Source organism: Cupriavidus sp. 09_S30, assembly GCF_056930435.1.
This window is the reverse complement of sequence record NZ_JBXOWI010000002.1, coordinates 157,454-179,588: the sequence shown is the minus strand read 5'-3', so window position 1 is coordinate 179,588 and position 22,135 is coordinate 157,454. Positions and strand designations below refer to the sequence as shown.

The following is a 22,135-nucleotide window of genomic DNA, read 5'->3' as shown; positions in this document are numbered from 1 at the left end:
TGACGCCCGCCAGCGGCGCCTCAGCCGCCCGCCCGCAGCACACGGCAATCGGCGGCCAGCGCCAGCGGCGCAGCCGACAGGGCCTGCACCGCCTCGAAGGACACGCCCTCGACCAGCCCGGTCACCAGCAGCCCGCCGCCAGGCTGCACGTCGATCACGGCCAGGTCGGTGTAGATGCGGTCGACCACGCCGATGCCGGTCAGCGGATAGCTGCAGCGCTCGACGATCTTTGGCTGCCCGTCGCGCGTCACGTGTTCCATCATGACGAACAGCCTGGCCGCGCCGACCACCAGGTCCATCGCACCGCCCACGGCGGGGATCGCATCGGGCTCGCCGGTAGACCAGTTGGCGAGGTCCCCCGTGGCCGACACCTGGAAGCCGCCCAGCACGGTGATGTCGATATGGCCGCCGCGCATCATCGTGAACGACACCGCGTGGTCCGAGATCGACGCGCCCGCAATCAGGCCGATCGGCTCCTTGCTGGCGTTGATCAGATCGGGGTCGGTGGCGCCCTCGCGGATCACCGGGCCCATGCCGAGGATGCCGTTCTCGCTGTGCAGCACGATCTCGCGGTCGGCCGGGAGCTGGTCGGATACCAGCGTCGGCATGCCGATGCCGAGGTTGACGACGCTGCCGTCCGGGATGTCGTGGGCCACGATGCGCGCCATCTGGGCGCGGCTCAGGCGGGGCAGCTGGAGCAGAGCGTCATGCGGCATGGCGGACTCCCCGATCGGCCAGCACCACGGTCTGCACGAAGATGCCCGGCGTCATCACTTGCTGCGGCGCCATCTCGCCCAGCGGCACGATCTCGTCGACCTGCACAATGGTGTGGCGCGCGGCGGTGCACATCACCGGACCGAAGTTGCGGCCCGCGTAGCGGTAGCTCAGGTTGCCCCAGCGGTCCGCGCGGTGCGCCTTGACCAGGGCGAAATCGCCGCGCAGCGGTTGTTCCAGCACGTAGCCGACGCCGTCGATCACGCGGGTCTCCTTGCCTTCGGCCAGCGCGGTACCGTAGGCGGTCGGGGTGAAGAAGGGACCCAGGCCAGCGCCGGCGGCGCGCATGCGCTCCACCAGCGTGCCCTGTGGCACGCACTCCAGCGCCACCTTGCCGGCGCGGTAAGCCTCGATGAAGGCTTCAGCGTTGTTCGAGCGCGGGTGCGAGCAGATCACCTTGCGCACGCGGCCCGCGCGGATCAGCGCAGCGATGCCGGTGTCGCCGTTGCCGGCGTTGTTGTTGACGATGGTGAGTTCGCGCGCGCCCTGCGCCAGCAGCGCGTCGAGCAGCGCACCGGGAATGCCGGAGCCGCCGAAGCCGCCGACCAGCACGGTGGCGCCGTCGCCGATGCCGGCGACCGCGTCTTCCAGGGATGCAACCGTTTTGTCGATCATGTCGTTTCCGTCAGCGGATTCGCCGCTACTGCAGCGGGATGCCGGTGTCCTTGACCACGCGCGCCCAGCGCGCGCGCTCCTGCTCGATGAAGCGGCCGAAGTGCTCGGAGGCGTCACCGCCCGGCTGCCCGCCCAGGTCGGCCAGCCGCGCCTTGACGTCCGGATCGGCCAGCGCGCTCGCCGCGGCCTTCTGCAGTTGCGCGATCACGGCCGCAGGCGTGCCGGCGCGCGCCACCAGGCCGAACCAGGCGGTCACCTGGAAGTCGTCGAAGCCGGCCTCCTTCATGGTGGGCACGTCGGGCAGCTCGGGCACGCGCGCGGCGCTGGTCACGGCCAGCGCGCGCAGCTTGCCGGCCTGGATCTGCGGCAGCGAGCTGGGCAGGTTATCGACCATCATGGTCACCTGGCCGGCCACCAGGTCGGCCACCGCGGGCGCGGCCCCTTTGTAGGGCACATGGATGATGTCGATGCCGGCGCGCTTCTTGAACAGCTCGCCCGACAGGTGGACCGACTGGCCCGTGCCGGAGGAACCGAAGGAAAGCTGGCCCGGCTTGGACTTGGCCAACGCGACCAGCTCGGCGACGTTGTGCGCGGGCACCTTGGCATTGACCACCAGCACATTGGGCACCGACACCACCATCGTGATCGGCGCGAAATCCTGCGGCTGGTAGGGCAACTGACGGTACAACGCGTAGTTGATCGCGTTCGGGCCGATATTGCCCATCATCAGCGTGTAGCCGTCGGCCGGGGCCTGCTTGAGGGCCTGCGAGCCGATGATGCCGGCGCCGCCGGCGCGGTTGTCCACGACGATCGGCTGGCCCAGGATCTCGCTCATGCGCTTGCCGACCAGGCGGGCGGCGATGTCGGTGGTGCCGCCTGCCGCCGCCGGCACGATCAGGCGGATGGGGCGGTCCGGATAAGCGGCCTGTGCGCCACTCGCGCCACTTGCGCCCGCTATGCAGAATGCCGTTGCCGCCACCCATGCGGCGGCCACCCGGCGCAAACTGCTCTTGCCCGTTGTCATGCCCAAGTCTCCTTGACCGGCTATCGCACCGCACTGGCACGGCGGCAGCGCCGAATCGTCTTTGTCTGGTTCTATTGCACCGCCAGATACGATAAATTGACGGCGGAGACATGGGAATTCACGATTCACAAAAGCGGCCTTTGGCCCGACGAAACGCATGCATTACGATCTGACCGACCTGCGCCTGTTCCTCAACGTCGGCGAAACGGAGAATCTGACCCGCGCTGCAGAACGCAGCTTCCTGTCACTGCCCGCTGCCAGCACCCGTATCAAGCAGCTCGAAGAGGCCTTCCAGGCCCCGCTGCTGATCCGCCAGGTCAAGGGGGTGCGCCTGACGCCGGCGGGCGAGACGCTGCTGCGCCATGCGCGCGAGGTGTTCCGCGAGCTGGAGTGCCTGCACTCCGACCTGCGCCCCTACGCCAAGGGCGTCAAGGGCCGGGTGCGGCTGCTGGCCAACACCACGGCCACCAACTCCTTCCTGGCCACGGCACTGTCGCGCTTCCTGTCCGAGAATCCCGATGTGGATGTCGAGCTGGAGGAACACCTGTCCGCCGAAATCGTCTCGGCCATCGGCGCGGGCGCAGCCGACCTGGGCATCGTGGCCGGCGAAGTGGCCACCGACGACCTCGACACGATGCAGCTGTGCAGCGACGAGCTGATCGTCATCGCCCCGGTCAATCACCCGCTGCCGCAGTTCAAGCGCCTGCACTTTGCCGAGCTGCTCGATAGCTGCCGCTTTGTCGGCCTGAACCAGTTCAGCGCGATCCAGTCCTTCCTCGACCGTATCGCCAGCGGCATGGGCAAGCGCATCAGCCTGCGCATCCAGGTAGGCAGCTTTGACGCGGTGTGCCGCATGGTGGAGGCCGGCGCGGGCATCGCCATCGTGCCCAACAGCTGCGCGCGCCGCTACGCCAGCCGCAAGGTGCTGCGTTTCATCCAGCTCGAAGACGATTGGGCGCGCCGCGAGCTGCGCCTGGTGCGCCGCCCGGGGCGCGAGCTGCCGCAGTTCGCGGAAACGCTGATCGAGTATCTGAAGGACGCGGCGCGCGAGCCGGTGTAAGCAAGCGGGCGCCTGCCCTTGCGCCGGCCGGGCATTCGCTGTCGGCGCATGCGGGCGCCGCCGCGCCCGCGCAAGCTCAGAGCGTGAGGGTCAGCTTGCCGGTGAGCGCTCCCGGCAACAACGCTGACTGCGTCTGCCGCTCGTCGTAGGTGCTGCTCGACACGCGCAGGTCGCGCTCACGGGTCAGCGCCTGCAGATGCGTGCCGAGGAAATCGTAGAGGCTGTCGTCGAAGCGCATGGTGCCGACCGGCGCCTGGATGCGCCCGTCCTCCACCCAGAAGGTGGCAAAGCGGGTCATGCCGGTCAGGCGGGCCGCCGGCACATCCGACCAGTTCAGGTACCACAGGTTGCCAATATAGAGGCCGGTGCCGAGGGCTGCCAGCACGTCCTGCTGCGCCAGCGCGCCGCCCGCCACCGACAGCGACCGTGGCGCCTCGTCGGCATCGGCGCAATTGGCCGCCATGCCGTACTCGCGCGCGCTGCGCGGATAGACCAGCCGGCCGGCCGCCGCGCCTTCGCGCAGCAGGGCCACGTCGGCACGCGGCAGGCCCTGCGGACCGAAAGCCGGCGCCAGCGCGCCGCTGGCCAGCTCGTCCATCTGCAGCAAGGGGCTCAGGCTCGCGCCGCCATCGTAGAGGCGCTGCAGCGGGCTTTCCTTGTTGGCCAGCGCGCGAGCGGAAAATCCGCCCCAGCCAAGCATGTCCACCACCTCGTGCAGCGCGGCCGGCGCCAGGTAGGCGCGATACGCGCCCGGCGCCAGCGTGCGGGCCGGCTTGCCCAGGTGCGCCAGCTGCGCGCGGGCCTGGGCGAAGCGCGCGGCGAAGGCATCTGCATCCCAGCGCGCCGCGGCGTAGTCGGACTTGACCGCCTGGCCGTTGGCGTGGAACAGGCTCCAGTCGAAATGGCAGGCCGGCACCGCGTGCCAGCCGTAGGCGCCGAAGCTGTTGGCGAAGCCGCGGTACAGCGGGCCGGCGGCGTAGATCCCCGCCAGGTCCAGGCCTGCCGCCGCGTCTGCGATCTGGGCGAGCACGGCCGCGCCGTCCGGCACGCCGTCGCCGTCCGCATCGGCGCGGCGGCGTTGCCAGGGATCGCGCGCCACCATCAGGTAGGGATCGGGCTGGAGCTGGCCGATGGCCTCGCGCAGCCGCGCCATGCCCTCGACCAGCCGCGCGCGGTCGGCGCCAGGGTCGCCGGCCAGCGTGATGGCGATCTCGGCGTGCCGCTCGTCGCGGATCAGCTGCAGGCATGCCATCGCCTGCCGCACCTGCCCGGCCTGGCGTACGCGCGCCCGGTTGAAACGGACGAACTCCGAGTCCTCGGCGCTATACCACAGCGTGAACTGCTCGCCGGGACGCAGCGCGGCGCGCGCTGCGTCGACGAGACGGGAGAACGCGGCCTCCATCGGGCCCTGGTACATGGATGCGGTGGGGGTGCCCGTGGTGTTGCTCATGCCGCCCCCCCGAACACCTCGACCTGCCGGAATACGCAGGCGGGCGAGGCATGCCCGACGCGCACCACCTGGTTGGGCTCGCCCTTGCCGCAGAAGGGCGTGCCGTGGACCTCGAAGGTACTCGCATCGCCCACCGCGGCCAGGCTGCGCCAGAAGCTGGCCGAGATGCCGCGATAGTTCGGATTCTTGACCACGCCCTTGAGCTCCCCGTCCTCGATCAGCTGGCCCCATTCGCAGCCGAACTGGAATTTGTTGCGCGCGTCGTCGATCGACCACGAGCGATTGGTGTTCATCAGGATGCCGCGCTCGATGCCGCCGATGAGCTGCGCCAGCGTGCGCTCGCCCGGCTCCACGTTCAGGTTGGCCATGCGGTCGATGGGCGCGCGGTTCCAGCTGCTGGCGCGGCTGTTGGCCACGCCGGGCATGCCGGTGCGGAACTGCGACAGCGCGCCGCCCAGCGGCCGCAGCAGGCGGCCCTCACGGATCAGGTAGGCCTTGTGTGCAGGCGTGCCGTCGTCGTCGTGGTCATAGCTGGCCAGCTCCTCGGCAATGCCGGGATCGAAGGTGACGTTGAGCAGCGCGGAGCCGTACTGATAGTGGCCGAAGTCTTCCTGGCGCACGAAGCTCGTGCCGGCATAGTTGCGCTCGTCGCCGAGGATGCGGTCCAGCTCGAGCGGATGGCCGATCGACTCGTGGATCTGCAGCATCATCTGCTCGGGCATCAGCAGCAGGTCGGTGGTGCCGCTGGGCGTATTCGGCGCCATCAGCAACTGCAGCGCCTCGTCGGCCACCCGCGGCGCGGCGCCGGAGAAGCCGAGCGCGTCGATCACCTCCACGCCGCCCTGCCGGCCGCTGGCGAAGCCGCCGAAGCTGCGCGTCTGGCTGTCGTTGCCGTCGAATGCGGTCACGCTGATGCCGGGATAGACGAAGCGCAGTGCCTGCCATTGCTCGGCGCCGGCGCTGTTCAGGTAGAGCTGCTCGACCTGCTTGTGGTCCAGGTAGAGCATCCAGTTGGCCAGGCGCGGGTCAGGCGGAATCCGTGAGGACTCGTCGGCCAGCAACGCGAATCGCTCGGCCAGCCCCGGGAAGCCGGCCGATGCGCCCGGCGACGTATATTGCGAGCGGCCCTGCGGCGGCACCAGCCCGCGCGCGTCCACCAGCATATGGCCGGCAAGCTGCCGTGCCAGCGCCTCGGCACGGTCCAGCGCCGCCTGCAGGCCGGTCGGGCTCAGGTCGGCGGTGGCGGCATACGCCTCGGCGCCGCCCACGCGCGCGGTCAGCATGGCGCCTGCGTCGTCGCTGAAGCGCGGCGGCTCGGCCACGCCACGCCGCATGGCGCAATGCTCGCCGCGTCCACGCACGGCGCGCAGGGAATGGAAGTCGGCGCGGGTGCGCAGCGCGGCGAAGTGTTGCCTCAGTCGTTCGAACAAGGAGGGCTCCCGGAACTGCCGCTGGGGGGCCGGCATGCAGGCCTGCTTTAGGCGCCGGCTGCCGGCCCTGCGGGCAGAAGATCAATGCCCATGATCTTACCCCGGCCACCGGGCCTGCTGGCGGCGCGCCGCCAGCCGCGCTGCGTGCGCGTTCAAGCCAGGCTCAGTCCGCCTTCACCCCCGCCGCCTTGATGATGGGCGACCATTTCTCGATCTCCGACTGCAGCCAGGTGCGCAGGCCCTCCGGCGTCTGCTTGTCCTCGGGCACGATCTCCGCGCCCAGGTCGGCCAGGCGCGCGGCCACGGCCGGGTCCTTGAGCGCGGTGCGCAGCGCGCCGTTGAGCCTGGCGATCACCGCGGGCGGCGTGCCCTTGGGCGCGTAGATGCCGTGCCAGACCTTGACCTCGAAGCCTTTCAGCCCGCCCTCCTGCAAGGTGGGAGAGTCCGGCAGCGCCTTGATGCGGGAGGTAGTGGTGACGCCGTAGAGCTTGACCCGGTTCGCCTTGATGTGCGGCAGCGTCTGCGTGGTCTGGTCGCACAGGATATCGACCTGGCTGCCGAGCAGCGCGGTCAGCGCGGGTGCGGTGCCCTGGTAGGGAATGGCTGTCAGCTCGACGCCGATGGCCTTCTGGAACAGCATCCCGCACAGTTGCGAGACGGCGCCCAGCCCGGCGTTGGCCAGGTTGACCTTGCCCTGGTTCTGGCGGATGTAGGTGATCAGTTCCGTCAGGTTGCCGGCGGGCAGGTCGTGGCGGCCGAGCAGGGTCATGGGCACGTCGGCCACCTGCCCGACGAAGCTGAAGTCGGTCAGCGGATGGTAGGACAGCTTGCGGTACAGCGCCGGCGCGGTGGCCATGCCGTTGTGGTGGATCAGGATGGTGTAGCCATCCGGCGCCGCCTTGGCCACGTAGGCGGCCGAGACGGTGCCGCCCGCGCCCAGCCGGTTCTCCACCACCACGCTCTGCCCCAGCGTCTTCGACATCGAGGCGGCTAGCGTGCGCGCCACAACATCCGTGGGCCCGCCCGCGGCGAAGGGCACCACCATGGCGATCGGCCTGCTCGGATAGGCATCGGCCGCCTCGCCGGGCAAGGGGCTGGCAAGGGCCGCCGCCAGCGCCGCGCCCAGCGCCCAGTCGCGCCATCCGGCGCCGCCGTGCCTGTGGCCCATCTCTACGGTTTCCACGTCTTGCCGTGCGGACCACCGCCATGCGAATTGCTTCATGTCTGCTCTCCTCTCTGGCAGCTTTCTGCTGCTTCTCGCTGCTTCGTGCTGTATCCCCCCGCGGTTTTCCGCTGCCGGGGCTCGTGCCCGCTTGCCGCACCGATCGCGATGTTTTCCGGCAAGGGTCGGACCAATCACGTGGACGCGCCATTCGCATTTGCCAAAGGCAGCGCAAGGCGCACGCAAAGCGAGGGAGTTCCCTGAGACACATGCCGGGCAGAGGCGGGCCCGGCGCGTCGCATGTTGCGCTGGTTCATCCCCTTGCGCACGGCCATACGGCGTGCCGCCTGCGCCGCGCAGAATTCCGGCGACCGAATTCCGGCGACCGAATTCCGGCGACCCTAAGCCGCTCTTTCGCAAATCCGAATTTCGGGGGCAGAGGCCCTCGGGAATAATGGCCGCATCCCCATCGAATATCGGATGAGCCCATTCATGGTTGCCGAACAGGTTGAAGAACAGATCTACCCCGACATCCGCGAGGCCGTGCGCGACCTGTGCGCCGGCTTCAACTCCGCCTATTGGCAGCGCGTGGAAGAGCAGAACGCCTTCCCCGAGACCTTCGTGCAGGCGCTGACGCAGGCGGGCTGGCTGTCGGCGCTGATTCCCGAGCAATACGGCGGATCCGGCCTGCCGCTGACCGCCGCCACGGTGATCATGGAGGAAATCAACCGCGCCGGCGGCAACTCGGGCGCCTGTCACGGCCAGATGTATGTGATGGGCTGCCTGCTGCGCCACGGCTCGGAGGAACAGAAGCAGCGCTGGCTGCCGAGCATCGCCTCGGGCGATCTGCGCATGCAGTCGATGGCGGTGACCGAGCCGACCACCGGCACCGACACCACCAAGCTCAAGACTACGGCGGTGCGCAAGGGCGACAAGTACGTGATCAACGGCCAGAAGGTGTGGATCTCGCGCGTGCAGCACTCCGACCTGATGCTGCTGCTGGCGCGCACCACGCCGCTGGAGCAGGTCAAGCGCAAGTCCGAGGGCCTGTCGGTGTTCGTGGTCGACCTGCGCGAAGCCATCGGCAAGGGCCTCACGGTGCGGCCCATCCGCAATATGGTCAACCACGAGACCAACGAGCTGTTCTTCGACAACCTGGAGATCCCGGCCGAGAACCTGATCGGCGAGGAAGGCCGCGGCCTGAAGTACATCCTCGACGGCCTGAACGCCGAGCGCATCCTGATCGCCTCGGAGTGCATCGGCGATGGCTACTGGTTCGTCGAGCGCGCCAGCGGCTATGCGCGCGAGCGCATCGTGTTCGACCGTCCGATCGGCCAGAACCAGGGTATCCAGTTCCCGATCGCGCGCGCCTTCTGCAATGTGGAGGCAGCCAGCCTGATGCGCTACAAGGCCGCCGCGCTATTCGACGCCGGCAAGCCTTGCGGCAAGGAAGCCAACATCGCCAAGCTGCTGGCGGCCGATGCCTCCTGGGAGGCGGCCAACGTCTGCCTGCAGACGCACGGCGGCTTCGGCTTCGCCGCCGAGTACGACATCGAGCGCAAGTTCCGCGAGACGCGGCTGTACCAGGTGGCGCCGATCTCGACCAACCTGATCCTGTCCTACGTGGCCGAGCACGTGCTCGAGCTGCCGCGTTCGTTCTGAGTCCCACTACCCTCATATGACAATTCCCGGCATCCGCCCCCTCGATGGCATTCGCGTGGTCTCGCTGGAACACGCAGTGGCCGCCCCCTTCGCCACGCGCCAGCTCGCTGACCTCGGCGCCAGCGTGGTCAAGATCGAACGTCCCGGCGCAGGCGACTTCGCGCGCGGCTATGACGAGACCGTGCACGGCCAGGCCTCACACTTCGTCTGGCTCAACCGCGGCAAGCAGAGCCTGACGCTGGACCTGAAGCAGGACGAAGCCCAGGCCGTGCTGCACAAGCTGCTGGCCGAGGCCGACGTGCTGGTGCAGAACCTGGCACCGGGCGCCGCCGCGCGCATGGGCCTGGATTTCGACACCCTGCACGCCCGCTACGGCAAGCTGATCGTGTGCGACATCTCCGGCTACGGCGACTCGGGCCCCTACCGCGACAAGAAGGCTTACGACCTGCTGATCCAGGCCGCCGCCGGCCTGATCGGCATCACCGGCGGCGCGGACGAACCCTCGCGCGCCGGCATCTCGATCGCCGACATCGCGGCCGGCATGTACGCCTACAGCGGCATCCTGTCGGCGCTGCTGCAGCGAGGGCGCACCGGCCAGGGCCTGCGTGTCGAAGTCACCATGCTGGAAGCGCTGGCCGAGTGGATGAACTACGCGCTCTACTTCGGCCACTACGGCGGCAAGCCGCCGGCACGCTTCGGCGCCTCGCATCCGGCTATCGCGCCCTATGGCGTGCACCGCACCGGTGGCGGCGGCAGCGTCATCTTCGGCCTGCAGAACGAGCGCGAATGGCAGGCCTTCTGCGACAAGGTGCTGGGCCAGCCGGAACTGATCAAGGACGAGCGATTCGCCAGCAACTCCGGTCGCGTGAAGCACCGCGACGCGCTGACGGCGCTGATCGAGGCACGCTTTGCCTCGATGAACGTCGGCGAGGTCGAAGCGCTGCTGGACGCGGCCCAGATCGCCAATGCACCGATGAACGACATCGAAGCGGTGTGGAACCACCCGCAGCTCGCCGCGCGCCAGCGCTGGCGCGAAGTCGGCTGCCCGGGCGGCCCGATCGGCGCGCTGCTGCCGCCGGCCAACCTGTCCGGAGTGGAGCCCGTGATGGGCGACGTGCCGGCGCTGGGTGCGCACACGCGTGCCGTGCTGGCCGAGCTCGGCTACGGTGCAGCGCAGATCGAGGACATGGAGAAGCGGAAGGTGGTTTGAGTTGCCGGGAGCGGTCGAGGAAGCGGCTTCGCTTGCTCGACCACCTGGTTTTCTTTGTAGTGGTCGATGGAGCAGCAGCGCTTGCTCGACCGCTCGGTTTTCTCCCCTCTCCCACTTGTGGGAGAGGGGCCGGGGGTGAGGGTAAGCGCTTGCGGTTGCGACAACATACCTTCCTACCGGCGGCATGTGCCGCTGGCATGAGGAAACGTAGTCGCAATAGCGAGCGCCGGCCCTCACCCCCAACCCCTCTCCCGCAAGCGGGAGAGGGGAGCGCGATAGTGGCCGATGAAGTGGCGACGCTTCATCGACCGCACGGTTTTCTCCCCTCTCCCACTTGTGGGAGAGGGGCCGGGGGAGAGGGTGAGCGCTTGCGGTTGCGACAACATACCTTCCTGCCGGCGGCATGTGCCGCTGGCGAAAGGAAGCGTAGTCGCAATAGCAAACGCCGGCCCTCTCCCCCCAACCCCTCTCCCGCACGCGGGAGAGGGGAGCCCGACAGCGGTCGATAGGGCGGCATCGCTTCATCGACCCAAAGTTTCCCCTGCCCTTCCCCCTCGCCAACGGAAGGACAAGCAGCAGACAGATCGCAGGACAAGGCAGCACCCGACCAGACAACCTCCTCCGGAGCCGGCATGAGCCAACCCGCAGACCATTCCTACCCCACCCGCCAGCTGTGTGAATTCCTGGCGGGCTTCACCCTGGCCGACGTACCCGCCCCCGTGGTGGAACGCACCAAGGATCTCTTCCTCGACTGGATCGCCTCGGCCATCGCCGGCAAGGATGCCCCGGCGGTCCGCCACATCCAGGAGTTCGCCGCGGCGATGGGCCCGCAGCAGGGTGCGAGCGAGGTCTTCGTCGACCGTCGCCGCACCTCGCCCTATTTCGCGGCGCTGATCAACGGCGCCTCCTCGCACGTGGTTGAGCAGGATGACGTGCACAACAGCTCGGTGCTGCACCCGGCGGCCGTGGTGTTCCCGGCCGTGGTGGCCGCGGCCCAGGCCGAGGGCAAGAGCGGTGCCGAGGTGCTGCTGGCCTCCATCGCCGGCTACGAAGCCGGCATCCGCATCGGCGAGTTCCTCGGCCGTTCGCACTACCGCATCTTCCACACCACCGGCACGGTCGGCACGCTGGCCGCCGCCGCCGCAGTGGCGAAGCTTTACGGCCTGGATGCCGAGGGCATCAACCAGGCGCTCGGCTCGGCCGGCACGCAGGCCGCCGGCCTGTGGGAATTCCTGCGCGACGCGGCCGACTCGAAGCAGCTGCACACCGCCAAGGCCGCGGCCGACGGCCTGCAGTCGGCCTGGCTGGCGCGCGCGGGCTTCACCGGCGCCCGCCAGATCCTGGAAGGCGCCCAGGGCATGGCCGCCGGCATGTCGAGCGATGCCGACCCCTCGCGCCTGACCGATGGCCTGGGCACGCGCTGGGCCACGGCCGAGACCTCCTTCAAGTTCTTCGCCTCTTGCCGCCACACCCATCCGGCGGCAGACGCGCTCAAGGCCGTGATGCAGCGCGAAGGACTGCGCGCCGAGGACATCGCCGGCGTGACCGCGCACGTGCACCAGGGCGCCATCGATGTGCTCGGCCCCGTGGTCAATCCGGTCACCATCCACCAGGCCAAGTTCTCGATGGGCACCGTGCTGGGCCTGGTTGCCGTGCACGCCCACGCCGGACTGGGCGAGTTCGAGGACCACGCGCTGCAGGACGCCAAGGTGGCTGCCTTCCGCGAGAAGGTGGAAATGGCGCTCGACGACGAGATCAACGCCGCCTACCCGCGCCAATGGATCGGCCGCGTGACGGTGCGCACGACCGACGGCCGCACGCTCCAAGGCCGCGTGGATGTGCCCAAGGGCGACCCGGACAACACGCTGTCGCGCCCGGAGCTGGAGGCCAAGGCGGTCCAGCTCGGCGCCTTCCGCCACGGCGCCAGCGAGGCCGAGATGCGCGCCATCATCGCCCGCGTGTGGGCGCTGGAGACCGCGCCTAACGTCAACAACTGGCTGCCCGCCGCCCGCTGAGGGCCCGCATCAATCCGCTTCATCCCATGCAGAACGCCATCACCTATCTGTTCGTTCCGGGCGACCGCCCGGAGCGCTTCGACAAGGCGGCCGCCGCCGGCCCCGACGTGATGATCCTCGACCTCGAGGACGCCGTACACCCGGACGCCAAGCCCGCCGCGCGCGAGGCCATCGCCGCCTGGCTGGGCTCGCGCAGCCCGGGCCCGGCGGCCTACGTGCGCATCAACGACTCCGCTTCGCCGGCCTTTCCCGCCGACATGGCGTGGCTGCGCGCGCTGCCGCAGGGCACGGCACTGGCCGGCCTGATGGTGCCCAAGGCGGAAGACCCGGCCGCGCTTGCCGAGATCGCCGGCGCGTTGCGCCACGTCAATCCGCAGGGTGCGCTGGTGGCCATCATCGAGACCGCGCTCGGGCTGCACCGCGTGGACGATGTGGCCGGCGCCGAGGGCATCGCGCGGCTGGCCTTCGGCTCGCTCGACTACGCCGTGGATCTTGGCTGCGCCCACGTGCGCGAGGCGCTGGCCCATGCGCGTGCGCGCATCGTGCTGGCCTCGCGTGTGGCCGGTCTGGCCCAGCCCGTGGACGGCGTGACCACCGCGCTCAAGGACGAGGCCGTGCTGGCCGACGACGTGGCCCACGCGCGCGCGCTGGGCTTTGCCGCCAAGCTGTGCATCCACCCTGCCCAATTGCAAGCGGTGCGCGCCGGCTTCCTGCCCGCGCCCGAGCAGGTCGACTGGGCGCGCCGCGTGATGGCCGCCACGACCTCCGGCAGCCACGCCGTGCAGGTCGACGGCAAGATGGTCGACCGCCCCGTCATCGAACAGGCGCGGCGCCTGCTGGCGCTGCTGCCGGAATCCACCTAGGCTTCGCCGGCCGCGCGCGCCCGCCACGGCGGCGCGCGGCCCGCTCCCGCACAGAATCGACATGACCCAGACCAACAGCACCCTCGAACACCTGCGCCAGTGGATCGGCCGCAGCGAAACCCGCACCGAGACCCTGGCCCCCGAGCCCGTGATCGGCCTCGCCGCCACGCTGGACCTCGACGGCGAGGCCCTCGCGCGCGGACCGCTGCCGCCGCTGTGGCACTGGCTCTACTTCCTGCCGCGCGCGCCGCAGCGCGAGCTCGGCCGTGACGGCCACCCCGCGCTGGGTGGCTTCATGCCGCCAATGCCGCTGCCGCGTCGCATGTGGGCCGGCGGCGAGCTCACCTTCACGCGCCCGCTGCGCGTGGGCGATACCGTCACTCGCACCTCCACCATCACCGACGTGCAGTACAAGACCGGCCGCAGCGGCGAGCTGTGGTTCGCCACGGTGGAGCATGCATTCAGCGTCGACGGCGAGATCGCGCTGACCGAGCGGCATGACCTGGTGTACCGCGCCATGCCCGAACTGGGCCAGCCGCTGCCGCCGCGCCCGCGCCTGCAGCACACGCCGCGCTGGCAGCGCAGCCTGCGCGCCGACCCGGTGATGCTGTTCCGCGTCTCGGCGCTGACCTTCAATGGCCACCGCATCCACTACGACCACGACTATGTGCGCGACGTGGAGGGCTATCCGGGCCTGGTGGTGCACGGCCCGCTGCAGGCAATGCTGGCACTCGACCTGCTGGCGCGCGAGCAGCCCAGCGCCCGCGTCGCCCGCTTCGGCTTCCGCGGCGTGGCACCGCTGTTCGACCACGACACCGTCACCGTAGGCGGCATGCCGGACCCTGAGCAGCCTGGCCGCATCCTGCTGTGGACGGGCGACGATGCGGGCGGCCAATCGATGGAAGCCTGGGCCGAGCTGGCGAGCTGATCGCCCCGCGCCAGCCGGCGCGCCGCGCGCAGAACAGCGGGACCCGCCCGGCGCGGCGTGGTGTACCCAGGGGCGAGCCCACGCAGAGGAGGAGACATCCGATGACAGCAGCCCGCACCATGCTGCGCACAGCCTGCGCAGCCCTTGCCATCGCCTGCGGCCACGCGGCCCAGGCCCAGCCGACGCCGGCCACGCCGGCCTACCCCACGCGCCCCGTCACGCTGATCGTGCCCTATGCGCCCGGCGGCACCACTGACGTGGTCGCGCGGCAGTTCGCGCAGACGCTGCAGACGGCGCTGGGGCAGAGCGTGGTGGTGGAGAACAAGCCGGGCGTAGCCGGCACCATGGGCGCGCTGGCCCTGCGCCAGGCGGCGCCCGACGGCTACACGCTGTCGCTGATGCCGGTCACGGTGTTCCGCCAGCCCTTCATCCAGAAGACCGCTTTCGACCCTGCGCGGGACTTCACCTACCTGTCGCGCATCACCGGCTACATCTTCGGCGTGGTGGTGCGCGCCGACTCGCCCTGGCGCGGCTGGGCCGACTTCCTGCGCGATGCGCGTGCCCGGCCCGGCAGCGTCAGCTATGGCTCGCCGGGCCAGTTCAGCTCGCCCCACGTCACCATGCTGGAACTGGCGGCCCGGGAGAAGCTGACCGTCACCCACCTGCCGTTCAAGGGTGACGCCGACTGCCTCAACGCACTGATGGGCAACCACGTGCAACTGTGCGCGGCCGGCAGCGCCGCCGGCGCCCTCGTCGACGCCGGCAAGCTGCGTTGGCTCAACCTGTGGACCGCCCAGCGCTCGCCGCGCTGGCCCGATGCGCCGACGCTGCGCGAACTCGGCTACGACATGGTCTCCAGCTCGCCGTACGGCGTGGCAGGCCCCAAGGGCATGCCGCCGCAGGTGGTCGCCATCCTGCAGGACGCGCTGCGCCGCGCCACCGAGGACCCGCGCTACCTGGCCACGCTCAAGCAGATGGACCAGGAACCGATGTACCTCGACAGCGCCGCCTACACCCGCTTCGCCATGCAGCAGATCGCGCAGGAAAAGGCGCTGGTTGAGCGGCTCGGCATCAAGGCGGATTAGTCCGCGCCGCGCCATCATGCCCAAGCGCAGCGCCGGCGTACTGGCGCTGCGCAGCACGGCGCACAATCAGCGCAGTGAGCTGGTGATCGACGGTGAGCCGCGCTACCTGCAACGCAGAAGGCCCGCCGGATGAGTCGCCCGCCTTCGCCAATTGCACCAAACCGAACCATCAGCTGGCTTCTTCGCACTTCTCCAGTTATACTGCACCGTTCTCCGGCGCGACGCCCTCCCCGCGTCCGCGTGGCGCGCTCGCTCTCGCCGGGCGCCCCGCGGCGTGAGCGACGCGCCGCCGCACAGTCCGGCCTGCCCTGCAGGCCGTCACGCAAAGGAGGACGTTCGCAGACATGCATGGTTTGCATCTCACCGCGGATCTGTACGGCTGCCAGTGCGCCACGGCACTGCTGACCGACGACCAGGCGCTGGCAGATCTGTGCCGACAGGCCGTGTCGGCCACCGGCCTGACGATGGTGGCCGAGAAATACCACCCCTTCCCCGAATGGCAGGGCCAGCCTGGCGGCGTTACCGGCGCCTGCCTGCTAGCTGAATCGCACCTTGCCGTGCATACCTGGCCCGAGCGCGGCGGCGTCACCCTCGACGTCTATGTGTGCAATTTCTCGGCCAACAACTCCGCCAAGGCCGAGGCGCTGCTCGACGCGCTGCTGATCGCCTTTGCCCCGGCGCAGCAGAGCACCAACCGCATCCTGCGCGGCAGCACGGAGCCGGAGGACAATGCCAACGAGCTGCTGCTCGAATGGCTGAACCAGGACAGCGCCTACGGCTTCCGCGCCACGCGGCGGTTGGAAACGCTGCGCTCGCCGTATCAGATGCTGGAAGTGTTCGAGACCCCGCAATGGGGCCGGCTGCTGCGCATCGACGGCCGCTACATGACGTCCGAGCGCGATGAGTTCTTCTATCACGAGCCCATGGCCCACGCCGCGGCAATCGCGCACCCGGCACCGCGCAGCGCGCTGGTGGTGGGCGGCGGCGACGGCGGCCTGAGCGAGGAGTTGCTCAAGCATCCGAGCCTGGAACGCCTCGTGCTGGCCGAGCTCGATGGCGAGGTGGTGCGCCTGGCGCGCAAGCACTTGCAGTCCATCCACCGCGGCGCCTTCGACGACCCGCGCCTGACGCTGCGCCTGGGCGACGGTTTCGCCTATATGGCCGATGAGGCGGCCGCCCCAACCGGTGCACGCTTCGATCTCATCGTGCTGGACCTGACGGACCCCGACACGCTTGCGCAGGCGCTGTACACCGAAGACGCGCTTCGCCTGGCGAAGGCCCTGCTGGCGCCCGGCGGCGCGCTGACCCTGCATATCGGCTCGCCGGTGTTCCAGCGCGAGCAGGTGGCACAACTGCTCGGCACGCTGCGCCGGATGTTCGCGCAGGTGCACCCCTTCGGTCTCTACGTGCCCTTGTATGGCTGCTACTGGGGCATGGCCTGCGCCTCCGACACGCTGGATCCGCTCGCCATCGCGGCGGATACCGTGGACGCCCGCATCCGCGAGCGCGGCATCGGCGAACTGCAGTACTACAACGGCGCGGTCCATCTGGCGCAGTTCGCGCTGCCGAACTTCTATCGGGAACTGCTGCAGTCGGCGTGACCGGGCGCGCTGCGCTCCGGTCAAAAAAACGGGGCGGGACGGACTTGGATGTCCGGCCCGCCCCACGCCTAAGCGACCTGCGGCATCAGCCTCACTCTGTCTCGATCTTGGCCGTCTTCACCACCTTGCCCCACAGCGCCAGCTCGCGCTGGATGCGGTCGGCCAGCGGCTTGGGACCGGTCACGTTCAGGTCGTAGCCGACTTCGGTCATGCGGTGCTGGAACTCCGGCACCGCGCCCACAAGCTTCTGCGCGGCCACCAGCTTGTCCACCACATCGGCGGGCAGCTTGGGCGGCCCGACCAAGGCATACCAGCCGGTCAGGTCATAGTCCTTCAGGCCCGACTCGATCAGCGTCGGCACCTCGGGCAGCGCGGAATTGCGCGTGCGCGAGGTCACTGCCAGCGCGCGCACCTTGCCGCCCTGGACATGGCCGACGGCGGTACCCGTGATGTCGAACATGAAGGTGACCTTGCCGCTCATCACGTCGGTCATCGCCGGTGCATTGCCCTTGTAGGGCACGTGCAGCATCTTGACCCCGCTCATCTGCGCCAGCAGCTCCGCCGACAGGTGATTGGACGCGCCCACGCCGGCCGAGCCAAAGGAAACGCCGTCCGGGTGCTTGCGCGCATAGCCGATCAGCTCTTGCACGTTCTTGGCCGGGAAGTCCTTGTTGATCAACAGCACATTGGTGTAGTCGGTGATCAGGCCGATGTAGCTGAAATCCTTGGTCGGGTTGAAGTTCACCGACTTCTGGATCAGCGGGGTCATCGTCATCGTCGGACTGGCGACGAAGTACAGGGTGTAACCGTCCGGCTTGCCCTTGGCGGTCATGTCCGCGGCGATGGCGCCGCTGGCGCCGGCGCGGTTGTCCACCACCACCGGCTGCTTGAGGATGCGGCCGAGCTGGTCGGCGTAGATGCGCGCCGCGGTGTCGACCGGGCCGCCCGGCGCATAGCCCACCAGCAGGCGGATCGGCCGGCTCGGGTAGCCGTCTGCCCAGGCGCTGCCCTGCATGATCGTCAGTAGTGCCGCTGCCGCGGCCATCCATCGCTTCATCTGTTTCCTCCTTGGTTGTCTTTGCGTTCTTCCGCGCTTGCTTGAGGCCTGAGGCCTCAAGCCTCAACCCAGCAGCGCGCGCAGCGGCTGCTTGAGCAGCTTGCCGCTGGCCGTGGTGGGAATGGTTTCGATCACGCGAATCTCCGCCGGACGCTTGTACGGTGCCAGGCTGTCGCGCAGGTAGGCCGCCAGCGCGGCGTGGTCCGGCGCGGCACCCTCCTGCGGCTCGACGAAGGCCACCACTTCCTCGTTGCCGTCGGCCGTCTGCCTGCCGACCACCGCCGACTGCCGCACGCCGGGGAAGGCATTGATGACGGCCTCGACTTCGATCGGGTAGACGTTGAAACCCGAGCGAATGATCAGGTCCTTGGAGCGGCCCGAGATGAAGAGCGCGCCATCGGCGTCGAGGTAGCCCAGGTCGCCGGTGTTGAGCCAGCCGCCGGGCAGCAGCGCCTCGGCGGTCTGCTCGGGGTTGCGGTAGTAGCCGGCCATCACGCCCGGTCCGCGCACACGGATCTGGCCGCGCTCGCCGGCTGGCAGGGTCTTGCCTTCGGCGTCGGTGATGTCGATCTCCACGCCTTCGACGATGTAGCCGGCCGAGCAGTCGGCGCGCGGTGCGTCCATGCGGGTGATGAACAGCGAGCCAGCGTACTCGGTGATGCCGTAGCCGTGGTGCAGCGGCTGGCCGAACCATTGCTCGACGTCGCGCTTGAGCGTGGGATCGAGCGGCGCGCCGCCGGTGTACAGGTAGCGCAGCCGCGGATAGCCGCCGGGCGGGTGCGCGCGCGTGGGCGCCACCGCCATCAGCCGCGTGAACATGGTCGGCACGCCCTGCAGGATGGTGATGCCGGGCTCGGCGAGCGCATCGAACACCTCGCCCGCATCGAAGCGCGGCCGCAGGATCAGGCTGGCGCCCGCGTACAGCGTGGCCATCAGCACCGTGGCGATGCCGAAGATGTGCGACATGGGCAGCGCGCCGTAGGCGATGTCGGCCGGTCCCAGGTTGCGCGAGGTCGCCGAGATGCGGGCGAAGTGCGTCAGGCCCGCGTGCGGCACCATCACGCCCTTGGGCGCGCCGGTGGTGCCCGAGGTGTAGATCAGCGTGGCGACGGCGCGCGCCTCTTGCGAGGACACGCGTGCCGGCGGCGTGGCCGCGCGCAGCACGTGCATGCCGGCATCGAACACCGTGCAGTCGTTGGGCTGCGCGCCCAGGCGCTGGCCGTGGCCGGCTGCCACGTCGGAGACATGGCCGGTGAAGAAAGTCAGCAGCGGCGCCGCGTGCTCGCGGATGGTGTCGATCTCGCGCGCCGACAGGCGCGCATTGACCTGGATCGGCCAGGCATGCAGCGCGCTGCAGGCGAACATCAGCACCACCATCTCGCTGCAGTTCTCGCCGGCCACCAGCACCCGGTCGCCCTCGCCCACGCCCTGCGCCGCCAGCCAGTCGCGTGCGGCCTCGATGCGCCGCCACAGCTCGCCGTAGCTGACGACCGCGCCCGCTTCGCGCAGGCAGGGCGACTGTGGCGCCAGTCCGGCCCAGTGCCGGGGGATCTCGTGGATGAATTCAGGATGGAAAGACGACATGATGCTCAGCGATGACGTTAGTGCGGGAAAGCCAATGCAAGGCGCAGGCGGCCGGTGCGCATGCGGTGAGCATGTCCGGGGCCGGCCGGCGCACGGATTCAGTCGGCGCGGATATGGGCCGAGCGGATCAGCCCGTCCCACTTCTCGTACTGCGCGCGCATGTAGACGCCGAACTGCTCCGGCGTCGACGGGAACGGCACGGTGCCCTGCTGGGCCAGCCGCGCGGCCAGGTCGGGCTCGCGCAGCGAGGCCACGATCTCAGCATTGAGCCGTTCCACCACGGGGCGCGGCGTGCCCGCCGGCGCCACCACGCCGAACCACGCGGTCAGCTCATAGCCCTTGACGCCCGCCTGCGCCAGCGTGGGCACGCCGGGGAGCTGCTCGGAGGGCTTCTCGGTGGTGACGGCCAGCGCACGCACACGCCCTTCACGCACGAAAGGCAGTGCGGTCGAGATACTGTCGAACATCATGGTGATGCGTCCGCCGATCAGGTCGGTCATCGAGGCGGCGCTGCCCTTGTACGGCACGTGGCGGATGTCCACGCCGGCCAGGTGCGTGAACAGTTCACCGGCCAGGTGGGAAGAAGAGCCCACGCCGAAGGAACCGTAGGTCAGCTTGCCCGGCTCGCGGCGCGCGAGCGCCAGCAGTTCTTCGACATTGCGCGCGGGCACCGAGGGATGGACCACCAGCACATTGGGCAGGTAGGCCACCGAGGCGACCGGCGCGAAATCCTTGAGGGGGTCATACCCCGGCTTGTCATACAGGCTCTTGTTGACCGCCAGCGAGCCGAAGGTGCCGAACAGCAGCGTGTAGCCGTCAGCCGGCGCGCGCGCCACCGCCATCGCCGCGAGGTTGCCGCCGGCGCCGGGGCGGTTATCGATCACCACCGACTGGTGCAGGCGAGCCGACAGGGCATTGCCGATCTCGCGCGCCAGCAGGTCGGTGGCGCCGCCCGGCGGAAAGGGCACGACCAGGCGCAGCGGCTTGTCTGGGTAGGCGCCCTGCGCACTGCCCGCGCCCAATGCCAGGCCGATTGTCAGCAGTGTGATTCCCAGCGCCAGCGCGCGTGTGATCCAGCGGGCCATCAGCTATGTCTCCTTGTTCCGCACTCGTTCGGCGCGTTGTCTCGTCCAGTCGGAACTGGTGTGCCACCCACTTGGGGCACGGAAGCAGTGTGCGGCAGTGCCTGCCGGCTTGCTATTCCGATTTGACTAAGGCCGCCTTCGGTCCAGGCTGGGACGGCCGCAAAGTTCGGCGGGACGCGGCCTGGGCGGCCACGGTTTTGCTGCTGCGAAGGTGCGCTTTGCGATTGCGGAAGAAGCGAACGCCGCGCCGCCCATACAATCGGCCCACCACGACGAGGCGCGCGCTCGCGCCGCCTCCGACACTCAGGGGACAAGCAGATGGATTTGCGTTTCACCGCTGCGGAACAGGCATTCCGCGAGGAAGTGCGCGGCTTTGTGCAGGCCAACCTGCCCGCCGATATCCGCGCCAAGGTGCTGGGCCACCAGCGCATCGAGAAAGACGACTACGTGCGCTGGCACCGCATCCTGCACGCGCACGGTTGGGGCGCGCCGAGCTGGCCCAAGCAGCACGGCGGCACCGGTTGGAACGCGCTGCAGCGCCTGATCTTTGAGATCGAGGCCTTCCGCGCCGGCGCGCCGCGCCTGCTGCCCTTCGGCCTGACCATGATCGGCCCGGTGCTGATGAAGTACGCCAGCCCCGAGCACCAGGCGCGCTTCCTGCCGCGCATCCCGACCGTCGAGGACTTCTGGTGCCAGGGCTATTCGGAGCCCGGCTCAGGTTCTGATCTGGCCTCGCTGAAGACGCGCGCAGTGCGCCGCGGCGACAAGTACATCGTCAACGGCCAGAAGACCTGGACCACGATGGCGCACTTCGCCGACTGGATCTTCTGCCTGGTGCGCACCGACCCCGAGGCCAAGGCACAGGAAGGCATCTCGATGCTGCTGATCGACATGAAGTCGCCCGGCGTGACGGTGCGCCCGATCAAGACGCTCGACGGCGGCCACGACGTCAACGAGACCTGGTTCGAGGACGTGGAGGTGCCGGTCGAGAACCTGCTGGGCGAGGAGAACCGCGGCTGGACCTACGCCAAGTACCTGCTCGGCCACGAGCGCACCGGCATCGCCGGCATCGGCCACTGCAACCGCGAACTGCGCCAGCTCAAGCACTACGCCAGCCTGGCCACCGACGGCGCCGGCCGCCCGCTGATCGAGGACGTGCGCATGCGCGACAAGATCGCCAGGATCGAGATGGACATCATGGCGCTAGAGATGCTGCTGCTGCGCGTGGCCACGGCGGACGCCGCCGGCCAGGGCCCGGGGCCCGAGGCTTCCATCGTCAAGATCCGCGGCTCGGAGATCCAGCAGGACCTGGCCATGCTGCAGATGGAAGTGGCCGGCCCCGATGCCTGGCCCTACTCGCCGCAGTGGCTGGAGCCGGGCGCCACCCAGCCGGTGGCCGGTCCGGACTGGGCCGCACCCGCCGCCTCCACCTACTTCGACATGCGCAAGACCACCATCTACGGCGGCGCCACCGAGGTGCAGAAGAACATCATCTCCAAGATGATCATCGGATTCTGAAGGAAGCAGCGG

The 22,135-nt window shown here is 69.4% G+C and carries 18 protein-coding genes; 9 read left to right on the top strand and 9 right to left on the bottom strand.

Features of this window, described 5'->3' with window-relative positions; translation table 11 throughout:
• Nucleotides 1-20 precede the first annotated feature (20 nt).
• From AC1Z3O_RS21005 to AC1Z3O_RS20995, 3 genes are read right to left on the bottom strand one after another with little or no spacing between them, the layout of a single operon-like run.
• Complete coding sequence (locus AC1Z3O_RS21005; RefSeq protein WP_483517820.1) at nucleotides 21-716, bottom strand: 3-oxoacid CoA-transferase subunit B; 696 nt, start codon at nucleotides 714-716, stop codon at nucleotides 21-23.
• Nucleotides 706-1,389 carry a 3-oxoacid CoA-transferase subunit A gene (locus AC1Z3O_RS21000; protein WP_483517819.1) on the bottom strand — a complete coding sequence of 228 codons (684 nt, stop codon included), beginning with the start codon at nucleotides 1,387-1,389 and terminating at the stop codon, nucleotides 706-708. Before AC1Z3O_RS21000 ends, AC1Z3O_RS21005 begins: the two co-directional genes overlap by 11 nt.
• A gap of 25 nt (nucleotides 1,390-1,414) precedes the next feature.
• Nucleotides 1,415-2,413, bottom strand: coding sequence for a Bug family tripartite tricarboxylate transporter substrate binding protein (locus AC1Z3O_RS20995; protein ID WP_483517818.1), 999 nt, complete (start codon nucleotides 2,411-2,413; stop codon nucleotides 1,415-1,417).
• A 157-nt stretch (nucleotides 2,414-2,570) separates the two neighbouring features.
• Between AC1Z3O_RS20995 and AC1Z3O_RS20990 the strand changes: the two genes are divergently transcribed.
• Nucleotides 2,571-3,473, top strand: coding sequence for a LysR family transcriptional regulator (locus AC1Z3O_RS20990; protein ID WP_483517817.1), 903 nt, complete (start codon nucleotides 2,571-2,573; stop codon nucleotides 3,471-3,473).
• Nucleotides 3,474-3,549: 76 nt separating this feature from the next.
• On the opposite strand, the gene AC1Z3O_RS20985 is transcribed toward AC1Z3O_RS20990, so the two are convergent.
• From AC1Z3O_RS20985 to AC1Z3O_RS20975, 3 genes are all read right to left on the bottom strand, one after another.
• Nucleotides 3,550-4,923 (bottom strand): metallopeptidase TldD-related protein, encoded by a 1,374-nt coding sequence (locus AC1Z3O_RS20985; RefSeq protein ID WP_483517816.1) that lies wholly within the window; start codon nucleotides 4,921-4,923, stop codon nucleotides 3,550-3,552.
• Complete coding sequence (locus tag AC1Z3O_RS20980; RefSeq protein WP_483517815.1) at nucleotides 4,920-6,389, bottom strand: TldD/PmbA family protein; 1,470 nt, start codon at nucleotides 6,387-6,389, stop codon at nucleotides 4,920-4,922. Before AC1Z3O_RS20980 ends, AC1Z3O_RS20985 begins: the two co-directional genes overlap by 4 nt.
• 127 nt (nucleotides 6,390-6,516) lie before the next feature.
• Nucleotides 6,517-7,521: a tripartite tricarboxylate transporter substrate binding protein BugD gene (locus AC1Z3O_RS20975; RefSeq protein ID WP_483521876.1), complete on the bottom strand. Its 1,005-nt coding sequence runs from the start codon at nucleotides 7,519-7,521 to the stop codon at nucleotides 6,517-6,519.
• 486 nt (nucleotides 7,522-8,007) lie between these two features.
• On the opposite strand from AC1Z3O_RS20975, the gene AC1Z3O_RS20970 reads away from it, so the two are divergent.
• The 7 genes from AC1Z3O_RS20970 to speE all read left to right on the top strand — a co-directional run bounded on the left by AC1Z3O_RS20970 (nucleotide 8,008) and on the right by speE (nucleotide 16,879).
• Nucleotides 8,008-9,177, top strand: coding sequence for an acyl-CoA dehydrogenase family protein (locus AC1Z3O_RS20970; RefSeq protein WP_483517814.1), 1,170 nt, complete (start codon nucleotides 8,008-8,010; stop codon nucleotides 9,175-9,177).
• 16 nt (nucleotides 9,178-9,193) lie between these two features.
• Nucleotides 9,194-10,387 (top strand): CaiB/BaiF CoA transferase family protein, encoded by a 1,194-nt coding sequence (locus tag AC1Z3O_RS20965; RefSeq protein ID WP_483517813.1) that lies wholly within the window; start codon nucleotides 9,194-9,196, stop codon nucleotides 10,385-10,387.
• Between the two features lie 632 nt (nucleotides 10,388-11,019).
• Nucleotides 11,020-12,402 carry an MmgE/PrpD family protein gene (locus tag AC1Z3O_RS20960; protein ID WP_483517812.1) on the top strand — a complete coding sequence of 461 codons (1,383 nt, stop codon included), beginning with the start codon at nucleotides 11,020-11,022 and terminating at the stop codon, nucleotides 12,400-12,402.
• 26 nt (nucleotides 12,403-12,428) lie between these two features.
• Complete coding sequence (locus tag AC1Z3O_RS20955) at nucleotides 12,429-13,265, top strand: HpcH/HpaI aldolase/citrate lyase family protein (protein ID WP_483517811.1); 837 nt, start codon at nucleotides 12,429-12,431, stop codon at nucleotides 13,263-13,265.
• A 61-nt stretch (nucleotides 13,266-13,326) separates the two neighbouring features.
• Nucleotides 13,327-14,193, top strand: coding sequence for an HTD2 family dehydratase (locus AC1Z3O_RS20950; RefSeq protein WP_483517810.1), 867 nt, complete (start codon nucleotides 13,327-13,329; stop codon nucleotides 14,191-14,193).
• A gap of 101 nt (nucleotides 14,194-14,294) precedes the next feature.
• Nucleotides 14,295-15,278, top strand: a complete 984-nt coding sequence (locus AC1Z3O_RS20945) for a tripartite tricarboxylate transporter substrate binding protein (RefSeq protein ID WP_483517809.1) — start codon at nucleotides 14,295-14,297, stop codon at nucleotides 15,276-15,278.
• 344 nt (nucleotides 15,279-15,622) lie between these two features.
• Nucleotides 15,623-16,879: a polyamine aminopropyltransferase gene (speE, locus tag AC1Z3O_RS20940; RefSeq protein WP_483517808.1), complete on the top strand. Its 1,257-nt coding sequence runs from the start codon at nucleotides 15,623-15,625 to the stop codon at nucleotides 16,877-16,879.
• A gap of 91 nt (nucleotides 16,880-16,970) precedes the next feature.
• Here speE and AC1Z3O_RS20935 read toward each other — a convergent pair whose 3' ends face one another.
• The 3 genes from AC1Z3O_RS20935 to AC1Z3O_RS20925 form a co-directional block, all read right to left on the bottom strand.
• Entirely contained in the window at nucleotides 16,971-17,936 is a 966-nt protein-coding gene (locus tag AC1Z3O_RS20935; protein ID WP_483517807.1) for a Bug family tripartite tricarboxylate transporter substrate binding protein, read from the bottom strand.
• 63 nt (nucleotides 17,937-17,999) lie between these two features.
• Nucleotides 18,000-19,520, bottom strand: a complete 1,521-nt coding sequence (locus AC1Z3O_RS20930) for a class I adenylate-forming enzyme family protein (protein ID WP_483517806.1) — start codon at nucleotides 19,518-19,520, stop codon at nucleotides 18,000-18,002.
• Nucleotides 19,521-19,618: 98 nt separating this feature from the next.
• Nucleotides 19,619-20,605, bottom strand: a complete 987-nt coding sequence (locus AC1Z3O_RS20925) for a Bug family tripartite tricarboxylate transporter substrate binding protein (protein ID WP_483517805.1) — start codon at nucleotides 20,603-20,605, stop codon at nucleotides 19,619-19,621.
• A gap of 318 nt (nucleotides 20,606-20,923) precedes the next feature.
• Here AC1Z3O_RS20925 and AC1Z3O_RS20920 point away from each other — a divergent pair, with 318 nt between their 5' ends.
• On the top strand, nucleotides 20,924-22,123 hold the full coding sequence (locus AC1Z3O_RS20920) for an acyl-CoA dehydrogenase family protein (RefSeq protein WP_483517804.1): 1,200 nt from the start codon (nucleotides 20,924-20,926) through the stop codon (nucleotides 22,121-22,123).
• Nucleotides 22,124-22,135: the final 12 nt, after the last annotated feature.

Excerpts from the sequence above, each read along its gene's own strand:
- AC1Z3O_RS20920 (WP_483517804.1), top strand. The coding sequence starts at position 20,924 with ATGGATTTGCGTTTCACCGCTGCGGAACAGGCATTCCGCGAGGAAGTG.
- AC1Z3O_RS20925 (WP_483517805.1), bottom strand. The coding sequence starts at position 20,605 with ATGGCCCGCTGGATCACACGCGCGCTGGCGCTGGGAATCACACTGCTG.
- AC1Z3O_RS20935 (WP_483517807.1), bottom strand. The coding sequence starts at position 17,936 with ATGAAGCGATGGATGGCCGCGGCAGCGGCACTACTGACGATCATGCAG.
- AC1Z3O_RS20965 (WP_483517813.1), top strand. The coding sequence starts at position 9,194 with ATGACAATTCCCGGCATCCGCCCCCTCGATGGCATTCGCGTGGTCTCG.
- AC1Z3O_RS20930 (WP_483517806.1), bottom strand. The coding sequence starts at position 19,520 with ATGTCGTCTTTCCATCCTGAATTCATCCACGAGATCCCCCGGCACTGG.
- AC1Z3O_RS20970 (WP_483517814.1), top strand. The coding sequence starts at position 8,008 with ATGGTTGCCGAACAGGTTGAAGAACAGATCTACCCCGACATCCGCGAG.
- AC1Z3O_RS20975 (WP_483521876.1), bottom strand. The coding sequence starts at position 7,521 with ATGGGCCACAGGCACGGCGGCGCCGGATGGCGCGACTGGGCGCTGGGC.
- AC1Z3O_RS20995 (WP_483517818.1), bottom strand. The coding sequence starts at position 2,413 with ATGACAACGGGCAAGAGCAGTTTGCGCCGGGTGGCCGCCGCATGGGTG.
- AC1Z3O_RS21005 (WP_483517820.1), bottom strand. The coding sequence starts at position 716 with ATGCCGCATGACGCTCTGCTCCAGCTGCCCCGCCTGAGCCGCGCCCAG.
- speE (WP_483517808.1), top strand. The coding sequence starts at position 15,623 with ATGCATGGTTTGCATCTCACCGCGGATCTGTACGGCTGCCAGTGCGCC.
- AC1Z3O_RS20985 (WP_483517816.1), bottom strand. The coding sequence starts at position 4,923 with ATGAGCAACACCACGGGCACCCCCACCGCATCCATGTACCAGGGCCCG.
- AC1Z3O_RS20955 (WP_483517811.1), top strand. The coding sequence starts at position 12,429 with ATGCAGAACGCCATCACCTATCTGTTCGTTCCGGGCGACCGCCCGGAG.
- AC1Z3O_RS20945 (WP_483517809.1), top strand. The coding sequence starts at position 14,295 with ATGACAGCAGCCCGCACCATGCTGCGCACAGCCTGCGCAGCCCTTGCC.
- AC1Z3O_RS20990 (WP_483517817.1), top strand. The coding sequence starts at position 2,571 with ATGCATTACGATCTGACCGACCTGCGCCTGTTCCTCAACGTCGGCGAA.
- AC1Z3O_RS20950 (WP_483517810.1), top strand. The coding sequence starts at position 13,327 with ATGACCCAGACCAACAGCACCCTCGAACACCTGCGCCAGTGGATCGGC.
- AC1Z3O_RS21000 (WP_483517819.1), bottom strand. The coding sequence starts at position 1,389 with ATGATCGACAAAACGGTTGCATCCCTGGAAGACGCGGTCGCCGGCATC.
- AC1Z3O_RS20980 (WP_483517815.1), bottom strand. The coding sequence starts at position 6,389 with ATGCCGGCCCCCCAGCGGCAGTTCCGGGAGCCCTCCTTGTTCGAACGA.
- AC1Z3O_RS20960 (WP_483517812.1), top strand. The coding sequence starts at position 11,020 with ATGAGCCAACCCGCAGACCATTCCTACCCCACCCGCCAGCTGTGTGAA.